Here is a 9,946-nt window from a genome sequence, read left to right as displayed (position 1 = left end):
CCATGGCGACCCATTATCTCTACGGAACGATCGTCACGAGCGAGGCCGTCGCCGCGAACAACCGCGCCGACAACATCGGCAACACCACGACGCTGCAAAAGGTTTTCCTGCACGACGACCTGCACACGTCGGTCTCCGCCGAGGCGATCCGCTTCGCGCTGCGGTACCGCTTCCAGCTCGAAGGGCTTCCGACGAACCGAAAATACGAGGACGAGAAGCTCAGCTACGAGGATGAGAAGCGGACGTACTTCGACTCCAAGAGCAAGGCGCTCATCGACGATGACCTGATGGGCTTCATGGACGCCGAAGCCGCGCAGAAGGAACGCGAGGACGAGGAGGGCGAAGGCGGAGGCGACGAGGGAGAGACAGAGCCCAAAGCCAAGGGCAAAGCGAAAGACAAGGGGAAGAAGGAGAAGGCGAAAGGGAAGACGACGAAGCGGCCGAGCCCCCTCGCCGTCGGGCGCGCCGTGTCCCTGCGGCCCTACCGCGGGGAGCTCTCATTCAACTGCGTCAGCGGGACCAAGGAGAAGGGGAGTCTCTCGCTCTACAACGCCGAGATCCACACGACGGAGTACCAGTATTCGTTCGGGCTGAACCTCGGCAGCGTGATCCACAAAGAGCACATCGGGCACTTGCTCGACGCCGTCGCGGACCCGCCCCCCGTCGCCGGGAACCACGCGCGGTTCGCCTATGACTTCTCGCCTGCATCAATCGTCCTCCGGCTGACGAGCGCGCACTCGTCGCGCATCCAGAATTGCTTCGATCACGACGAGAAGGCGCGCGGAATCAGCGCGAGGCGGCTTTTGGATCGGGTGCGGAGCGGCGACCTCCAGGGGAGCGAAATGATCGTCGGTGGAGAGATCGCGCGCTCGCCGCTCGGCGCCGAGCTGCGCGGCGCCGGGGTGACCGTGGTCGAGGGGGTCGACGCGGCCGTGCGCGAGGCCAAGGCGCGAATCGCGCGCATCGGCGCCGAATACGCGGCCGTGAAGGCGAAGGGCGACAGATGATCGCCGTGCGCGTGGAAGCGCCGTATGCGAGCTTCCGCAAGTCGTACGCGCGGTCGTTCGCGGAGACGTACCCGATCGCGCCGCCGGCGACGGTGTACGGGATGCTGCTTTCGCTGGTCGGGGAGTGGCAGCGCGCGGCGCACGCCGGGGTCGCCCTCGCGTTCGCCTACGCGCGTGAGCCCAAGGTCGCAACCGTGCTCCGCAAGCTGAGCCGCTACAAATACGGCGTGGCGGCCAAGCAATCGAGGATGGGGAATGCACCCGATTACGTCGAGGTCCTGTGTGGATTGTCGTTCCTCTGCTGGATCGACAGCCGAGGAGAACTCGGCACGCGGGCGCAGGAAGGAGCGCCGCGGCTCGAGGAGCGTATCGTCGAAGCCATCCAGCACCCGGAGCGCGTGACGCGCGCGGGCGTGGTGTGCCTGGGGATGAGCGACGATGCGGTGGACGATATCGCGCTCGTGGAGGAGCCCGCCGGCGAATGGCGCCTCCTCGTACCGCGGGACGACGGCGCGATGGATCTACCCGTGTGGGTCGATCACGTGGGCGCGCTCGACACGCGGTGGCGGCGCTACCATCTCGCACCCAGAGCACCGCTCACCGGGAACCCGCCGCAGGATCACTTCGTCCCGATCCTCGATCCGAGGGTGCCCCCCCTCTGACAAACCCCGCCGACAAACTTGGCCGCAGCCTTGGGCCTCCGTACCATCCGGTAAAACCTATTCCTCAGGGGGAGGTTCCACATGGATGGGTCGGGGGACGGCGCGCCGCTGCGCGTGATGGCGCTGCACGCGCTCGCTTATTGTGAGCGGTTGTTTTTCCTGGAGGAGGTCGAGGAGATCCGGGTCGCGGACGAGCGTGTGTACGCAGGGCGGACGCTGCACGCGGAGCTCGCGCGGGAAGAGGGGGATGGGCCCTCCGAAAGGTTCGTCCTGGAGAGCGAGGCGCTCGGGCTGCGCGGGGAGGTGGACGCGCTGCGGCGGCGCGACGGGCAGTGGATCCCCTACGAGCACAAACGAGGGCGCTGCAAGCGGGGCGAGGGGAAGGATGCGCCCGAGGCGTGGCCCTCGGATCGATTGCAGATCGGGGCGTACGCGATGCTCGTGGAGGAGGCGACCGGGGAGGTCGTCCCCGAGGGGCGGCTGCGATACCACGCGGACAACGTGACGGTGCGAATCGCTGTGGACGACGCGCTGCGCGCGGAGGTGCGAGCCGCGATCACGCGGGGGAGAGCATTACGCGCCACGGTGGAGCGGCCGCCGGTGACGAGCAACGAGCGGCTCTGCACGCATTGCTCGCTCGCGCCGGTGTGCCTGCCGGAGGAGGAGCGGCTGGCAAAGGACGAGGCGCGCGAGCCCGTGCACCTCGCGCCGAAGGATGACGACCGGCAAGCCTTGCACGTGACGACGCACGGGTCGCGGGTGGGGCGAAGCGGCGACGAGCTCGTGGTGACGCCGCGCGAGGGCGAAGAGACGCGGGTGTCGTCGCGATCGACGAGGCACGTGGTGCTGCACGGCGGTTCGCAGATCTCGACGCAGGCGTTGCACCTGTGCGCGGAGCGAGAAGTGGGCGTGTCCTGGGTGACGACGGGCGGACGGTTCATCGGCTCGCTCGTGGCAGGCGCCGGGGCGGTGCAGCGGCGAATCCGGCAATACAAGGCGCTCGGCGAGGAGGCGTTCGCGCTGGGTTTGGCGCGGCGGCTGGTCGGCGCGAAGCTCGAAGGTCAGCTGCGGTTCGTGCTGCGGTCGACGCGGGGAGAGGGCGCGAGGCCAGTCGCAGTGGAAGAGGCGCTCGACGGGATGCGGCGCGCAATCCGAGGCGCACACGCCGCGGAGACGGTGGAGGAGCTGCTAGGAAACGAGGGGGCCGGCGCGGCGGCGTATTTCTCGTCGTGGAGGGCGCTGCTCGGGGAGGTGGACGAGCGGCTGCGTTACGAGGGGCGGACGAGGCGGCCGCCGCGGGACCGGGTGAGCGCGCTGCTCGGATTCGGCTACGCGCTGCTACTCGCCGACGTAACGACGGCGCTCGCGACCGTGGGGCTGGAGCCGGCGCTCGGCTTTTACCATCGGCCGCGGAGCTCGGCACCGCCGCTGTCGCTCGACCTGATGGAGCTGTTCCGGGTGCCCCTGGTGGACATGGCGGTGATGGGATCGATCCGCCGGGGGCAATGGGATCCGGAGGACGATTTCACGGTGACGGGTCCGCGGGTGTGGTTGAGCGCGACGGGGAGACGAAAGCTCGTGGAGGTGTACGAGCGTCGTCGTTCGGAGGAGTGGAAGCACTCGGTCGTGGGGTATTCGCTGTCGTACGGTCGGATGATCGAGCTGGAGGCGAGGCTCTTGGAGAAGGAGTGGTGCGGGGCGCCTGGGTTGTTCGCAAAGTTCCGGCTGCGGTGACGGGAGAAGCGGAGGGGTGGTCCCAATGAGCGAGGCGAAGAGCTGGTATCTCGTGTCGTACGACATCCGGGATCCGAAGCGATGGCGCAAGGGCTACAAGGTGCTGCGCGGGTATGGGACGCGGCTGCAATACTCGGTGTTCCGGTGCCGGTTGTCGGTGCGAAAGCTGGAGGAGCTGCGGTGGGAGCTGGAGAAGGTGCTGGACGCGGAGGACAGTCTGATGTTCGTTCCGCTCTGCACAGCCTGCGTAGCGAGGATGGTGATGCGCAACCGGAAGGACGTGTGGGTGGTGGATGACACGCCGGCGAAAATCGTGTAGAAGGGAGGAGCGTGGACGGAGAGGTCGGGTGGATCAAGGATCTCCGGGCGTGAGCCCAGGCCAGCGCCCAGGGGAGCCCCCGCGAGGAGGCAAGTGCCCGATCTCCTTGGTGTTTGACAACCAGGATAGAGGCGCGGAGGTGCTTGATCGAGGAGAAGAGGCGTGAAGTCGGAGGGTTGCGAGGTCACCAGGCGCGGAGGAGAGGGCGCGGCGCAAAAGGTGGCGAAGGTGCTTGCAAAAGGGTCCAGATTTCCGTGGAGTTTCCAGTACTACGGGGGTGAGGGCCGATTTCTGCGGGGATGCCGATAAGGCGTTGAGCACCCTTGTCCTGTTTGAGGACGAGAGCGGACCAAACCCGATTTCTGCGGGGATGCCGATAAGGCGTTGAGCACCGCCCCTCACCGAGGTCCGGATGACGCGCATGGTCCGATTTCTGCGGGGATGCCGATAAGGCGTTGAGCACTTCGAGGGCATTACAGACTCCTATTGCGCGATGTCCGATTTCTGCGGGGATGCCGATAAGGCGTTGAGCACCTCTCCTGCCCCGGTTTGTCGTCGAACCAAATCACCGATTTCTGCGGGGATGCCGATAAGGCGTTGAGCACTACCCGAACGCGAACACCTTCACCGTCGCCTTGACCTCCGATTTCTGCGGGGATGCCGATAAGGCGTTGAGCACGTCATGAGTATCAACGACGACGAAGACACCTGTCCGGCGCCGATTTCTGCGGGGATGCCGATAAGGCGTTGAGCACGCGGACGCACGATCGCCGTCATCGGGACCCCGCTGGACCCGATTTCTGCGGGGATGCCGATAAGGCGTTGAGCACAGGTCGCCGCTCGGAACGCTGGCCTTGAACCGTGTCCGATTTCTGCGGGGATGCCGATAAGGCGTTGAGCACGTGCAGGATTCGCCGCTGCAGATGGCGCCGCTGGCCGATTTCTGCGGGGATGCCGATAAGGCGTTGAGCACGTCAACGGCCCCGAATTGGCCGGAACAGCGCTCGACACCGATTTCTGCGGGGATGCCGATAAGGCGTTGAGCACACCCGTGGCGAGAGGGGGCATGGCACAAGCTCGGCCCGATTTCTGCGGGGATGCCGATAAGGCGTTGAGCACCAACCCGTGCCGCTGGGCGCTCTGGACGTTCCGCGCGACCGATTTCTGCGGGGATGCCGATAAGGCGTTGAGCACACGAAATGGCGGCGCGCGAAGGGCGTTCCGATCCGTCCGATTTCTGCGGGGATGCCGATAAGGCGTTGAGCACGTTTATCATCTTGCCGAGGTCCTTCGCGCGGAGCGGCCGATTTCTGCGGGGATGCCGATAAGGCGTTGAGCACTTCCCGAACTGCGTCTCGAGACCACGGATGCCGGCCGATTTCTGCGGGGATGCCGATAAGGCGTTGAGCACGCAGGTTCCAGCCGCACGCCTCCCCTCCCGAATTCCAGCCGATTTCTGCGGGGATGCCGATAAGGCGTTGAGCACTTGACCAGGAAGCAGCGGACGACGCTGCTTACCTTCCGATTTCTGCGGGGATGCCGATAAGGCGTTGAGCACCCTTGCGCCTTGTCTGCGTCCTCTTTCCGCAGGATCCGATTTCTGCGGGGATGCCGATAAGGCGTTGAGCACGCCTAGCATCATGATGACGGCAATCGAGCAGGGTCCGATTTCTGCGGGGATGCCGATAAGGCGTTGAGCACCAAGGCGCGCTCGACCATGCCGATCAGCGTCACGCCGATTTCTGCGGGGATGCCGATAAGGCGTTGAGCACTGCAGGTAGGGCTCCCCCTCGACCTCGTAGAGCGCGACCGATTTCTGCGGGGATGCCGATAAGGCGTTGAGCACAACCCGATCAAGTGCCGGCCGCCGTCGAACCGGACCCCCCGATTTCTGCGGGGATGCCGATAAGGCGTTGAGCACATTTGAAGTTGCGCGCCACCATTTCCAGTTCTGCACGGCCGATTTCTGCGGGGATGCCGATAAGGCGTTGAGCACTTCATCGACTCTGGCGGCAACAAGCCACGGGACGCGATCCGATTTCTGCGGGGATGCCGATAAGGCGTTGAGCACTCCCTCGCGCTCGTGACGATGGCGCGGACCTCGCCCGATTTCTGCGGGGATGCCGATAAGGCGTTGAGCACAGACCCCGCGCCTATACCCTGCTCGCGCTACGCCTCCGATTTCTGCGGGGATGCCGATAAGGCGTTGAGCACATCGGGTGCTCGTTCGGGGCCAAGTGGGGAGGCGGGCCGATTTCTGCGGGGATGCCGATAAGGCGTTGAGCACCGATCCGTTACGCGGTCGGGTCCGCGCAGCTCTTCCGATTTCTGCGGGGATGCCGATAAGGCGTTGAGCACGACCAGAGGCGGCGAGAGGGGCGGGGTCGTCATTGTCCGATTTCTGCGGGGATGCCGATAAGGCGTTGAGCACGGGCAGCGGTTCGACAAGTTCGCTGAGACGCTGACGCCGATTTCTGCGGGGATGCCGATAAGGCGTTGAGCACGTCTGACCTGGGCCCATTCAGCACGACCCCCACGGCCGATTTCTGCGGGGATGCCGATAAGGCGTTGAGCACCATTGACAGCGTGTGCGTACACGAGCGCGCCACTACCGCCGATTTCTGCGGGGATGCCGATAAGGCGTTGAGCACTTGCCCAAGCGCACCCTCTCGGCTGCGGTGGCCGCGGCCGATTTCTGCGGGGATGCCGATAAGGCGTTGAGCACATCTTCGCAGGCTCAGGCGGTCCCACCGGAATCCGCCGATTTCTGCGGGGATGCCGATAAGGCGTTGAGCACTGACGGAAGCCGACGTCCCCGCCATCATCCTCCGGCTGCCGATTTCTGCGGGGATGCCGATAAGGCGTTGAGCACGTTTTGCCCGGGCGGCGTGACCTGCGACAACGGGCACCCGATTTCTGCGGGGATGCCGATAAGGCGTTGAGCACCCGGTGCTCTGCACGGACACGATGCGTCCCGCGTCCGATTTCTGCGGGGATGCCGATAAGGCGTTGAGCACTTCAAGGCCGGGCTCGCGTACGCCGAGGCGCGAGCCGATTTCTGCGGGGATGCCGATAAGGCGTTGAGCACCGATGCCGCCGACGTTCGGCGGCATCGCATCGATCACCGATTTCTGCGGGGATGCCGATAAGGCGTTGAGCACTGGAGGCGCTGCTCAGGGAATGCGACATGCTAGCCGCCGATTTCTGCGGGGATGCCGATAAGGCGTTGAGCACGTGTAGTCGTCCGATGCCCGCCCTCCCGTCAGGTAGCCGATTTCTGCGGGGATGCCGATAAGGCGTTGAGCACCACATCCCACGCGTCGTCGTATTGACTGGGAAAGCGCCGATTTCTGCGGGGATGCCGATAAGGCGTTGAGCACCTTTGGCTTTCGGCTGCTTCTTTGGCTTGAAGGTCCGATTTCTGCGGGGATGCCGATAAGGCGTTGAGCACACCACCTGCCTCCTCTGCCCCTCGCCCGTCGTGGCGGCCGATTTCTGCGGGGATGCCGATAAGGCGTTGAGCACGCTCTCATCTGGTGATCGGAGAACATCTGCCCGACGAGCCGATTTCTGCGGGGATGCCGATAAGGCGTTGAGCACAACCCCATCATCCGCTTCCTTTCTCGCCCCACTGCCCGATTTCTGCGGGGATGCCGATAAGGCGTTGAGCACTCGGGCGGCATGTACCGACGGTAGTCGATCGGCGTCCGATTTCTGCGGGGATGCCGATAAGGCGTTGAGCACGGGTTTGCGGCCGCCAGCGTGGCCGCCAGGCTCGCGGCCGATTTCTGCGGGGATGCCGATAAGGCGTTGAGCACGTCAAAGACCACAACCGGATTCGCGAACTGGAGGCACGGGCCGATTTCTGCGGGGATGCCGATAAGGCGTTGAGCACGTCCTCCCCGGTAAGTGGGGATTCGACATCAAAGACCGATTTCTGCGGGGATGCCGATAAGGCGTTGAGCACTGTATGTTGTATGTGTATGTGATGTGATGATGATACCGATTTCTGCGGGGATGCCGATAAGGCGTTGAGCACTTGTGTTGATTTGTGATGATGTTGTTGTGTTGTGATCCGATTTCTGCGGGGATGCCGATAAGGCGTTGAGCACTCTGGGAAGTAGCGACGCATCGCCCTCGACGTGGCACCGATTTCTGCGGGGATGCCGATAAGGCGTTGAGCACAGGTTTGCCGGGAGCTCGCCGTGGCCCTTCGCGCCCGATTTCTGCGGGGATGCCGATAAGGCGTTGAGCACCGCGATCCGGCCATCGCGGTCGCCTGCGTCGAGTCCCCCGATTTCTGCGGGGATGCCGATAAGGCGTTGAGCACAACACGCGTTCGAACGTCTCGCGAATCCCCTGGCACCGATTTCTGCGGGGATGCCGATAAGGCGTTGAGCACATCACGTCGGCTTCTCCTTCTGTTGCGCTCGACGCCGATTTCTGCGGGGATGCCGATAAGGCGTTGAGCACCGCGTCAAGGGCCGACACGCCCACCACCACTTCGGCGCCGATTTCTGCGGGGATGCCGATAAGGCGTTGAGCACATCCCACGCCGCCCCCACCGCCTCCGTCGATTGGACCGATTTCTGCGGGGATGCCGATAAGGCGTTGAGCACCAGCTCACGTTCGAGGACATGACGGAGACCAAGGCGGCCGATTTCTGCGGGGATGCCGATAAGGCGTTGAGCACGCAACCCTCAGGTCCGCCTGCCGCCTGTGCTCATCCCGATTTCTGCGGGGATGCCGATAAGGCGTTGAGCACGTTCGCCGTGCAAGATATTCGCGCCGTGCATGATCCCGATTTCTGCGGGGATGCCGATAAGGCGTTGAGCACGAGGAAGAGGATCCTTCCTGGAAAACTTTACTGTCCGATTTCTGCGGGGATGCCGATAAGGCGTTGAGCACCCAGAAAACGAGGCTCTTGTCAAGCCTAGTCTGGCGCGACCGATTTCTGCGGGGATGCCGATAAGGCGTTGAGCACATATTCAGCGCGCGGCCGACGAAATCGTTCGCGACCGATTTCTGCGGGGATGCCGATAAGGCGTTGAGCACATGCGAGACGGCCTCTCCCGGGGCACGTGCTGCATCCGATTTCTGCGGGGATGCCGATAAGGCGTTGAGCACTCCTCCTCGTCGTCGGTGTCGGCGCCGCCGACGACCGATTTCTGCGGGGATGCCGATAAGGCGTTGAGCACGGGACGATGATCCGGGACCCCCCGACCCGAGACAAACCGATTTCTGCGGGGATGCCGATAAGGCGTTGAGCACGCATCGCACCAGAACCGCCATGCGCCAACCACCGCGGCCGATTTCTGCGGGGATGCCGATAAGGCGTTGAGCACCATGCCAGGCGCACCTGGATTTGTGTGGGCTCAGCCCGATTTCTGCGGGGATGCCGATAAGGCGTTGAGCACCCAAGGATCTGCCCCTGCGCCACGCTCATCCGCTCGACCGATTTCTGCGGGGATGCCGATAAGGCGTTGAGCACTACCCGGACCCGCCGTCGTCCCGGTCACCCGATCCCGATTTCTGCGGGGATGCCGATAAGGCGTTGAGCACGCCGCGACGTGGCCTACGAACTCGTCCTCAGTTCCGCCCCCGATTTCTGCGGGGATGCCGATAAGGCGTTGAGCACTCCGTCCGGTCGACCTTGATGGTCTCGCCGAAGAACCGATTTCTGCGGGGATGCCGATAAGGCGTTGAGCACCGCCACGCGCGCGTAGGTCCGTTCCGAGGCGAACGCCGATTTCTGCGGGGATGCCGATAAGGCGTTGAGCACCATGCGCAGGTGAAGTGGCTGCTCACCGTCCACCACATGATTTCTGCGGGGATGCCGATAAGGCGTTGAGCACCGCCCGCCTGCGACACTCGGGTTCGTGTCGACGTAGATGATTTCCGCGGGGATGCCGATAAGGCGTTGAGCACTGCAGGCGTCGCCCGTGCGAATGCGCGGCCCACACCCATGATTTCTGCGGGGATGCCGATAAGGCGTTGAGCACTCGTCGGTGTAACTCGTCGCTCCGACAAGATGTCCGTCGATGATTTCTGCGGGGATGCCGATAAGGCGTTGAGCACGCGGCTTCGGTCGACGCCAGCCTGACCCAGCTCATCCCGATTTCTGCGGGGATGCCGATAAGGCGTTGAGCACAGCCTGTCGAGCGGCGAGGTACTTTGGCGCGAGGGACCGATTTCTGCGGGGATGCCGATAAGGCGTTGAGCAC

General features: G+C 64.2%; 4 protein-coding genes and 1 CRISPR repeat array (1 of these 5 cut by a window edge). All 4 genes read left to right on the top strand.

What is annotated here, in order from left to right; genetic code table 11:
* The first annotated feature begins 2 nt into the window (after positions 1-2).
* The 4 genes from KEG38_RS02180 (at position 3) to cas2 (ending at position 3,722) form a co-directional block, all read left to right on the top strand.
* Positions 3-1,007, top strand: coding sequence for a DevR family CRISPR-associated autoregulator (locus tag KEG38_RS02180; protein ID WP_272417284.1), 1,005 nt, complete (start codon positions 3-5; stop codon positions 1,005-1,007).
* Complete coding sequence (gene cas5 / locus KEG38_RS02175; protein ID WP_272417283.1) at positions 1,004-1,669, top strand: type I-MYXAN CRISPR-associated protein Cas5/Cmx5/DevS; 666 nt, start codon at positions 1,004-1,006, stop codon at positions 1,667-1,669. The genes KEG38_RS02180 and cas5 overlap by 4 nt, the downstream gene beginning before the upstream one ends.
* 81 nt (positions 1,670-1,750) lie before the next feature.
* The gene (locus KEG38_RS02170) at positions 1,751-3,403 is read left to right on the top strand and encodes a type I-MYXAN CRISPR-associated endonuclease Cas4/Cas1 (RefSeq protein ID WP_272417282.1); all 1,653 of its coding nucleotides are present in this window, start codon (positions 1,751-1,753) and stop codon (positions 3,401-3,403) included.
* 25 nt (positions 3,404-3,428) lie between these two features.
* Positions 3,429-3,722, top strand: a complete 294-nt coding sequence (cas2, locus tag KEG38_RS02165; protein ID WP_272417281.1) for a CRISPR-associated endonuclease Cas2 — start codon at positions 3,429-3,431, stop codon at positions 3,720-3,722.
* 284 nt (positions 3,723-4,006) lie between these two features.
* Positions 4,007-9,946: direct repeats of the CRISPR family, unit length 37 nt; unit sequence CCGATTTCTGCGGGGATGCCGATAAGGCGTTGAGCAC (it continues 1,015 nt past the right edge of the window).

Source organism: Polyangium jinanense, assembly GCF_028435265.1.
GTDB classification, from domain to species: Bacteria; Myxococcota_A; Polyangia; order Polyangiales; family Polyangiaceae; genus Polyangium; species Polyangium jinanense.
The sequence above is the reverse complement of the archived record's forward strand: the minus strand, read 5'-3'. Positions and strand labels throughout refer to the sequence as shown.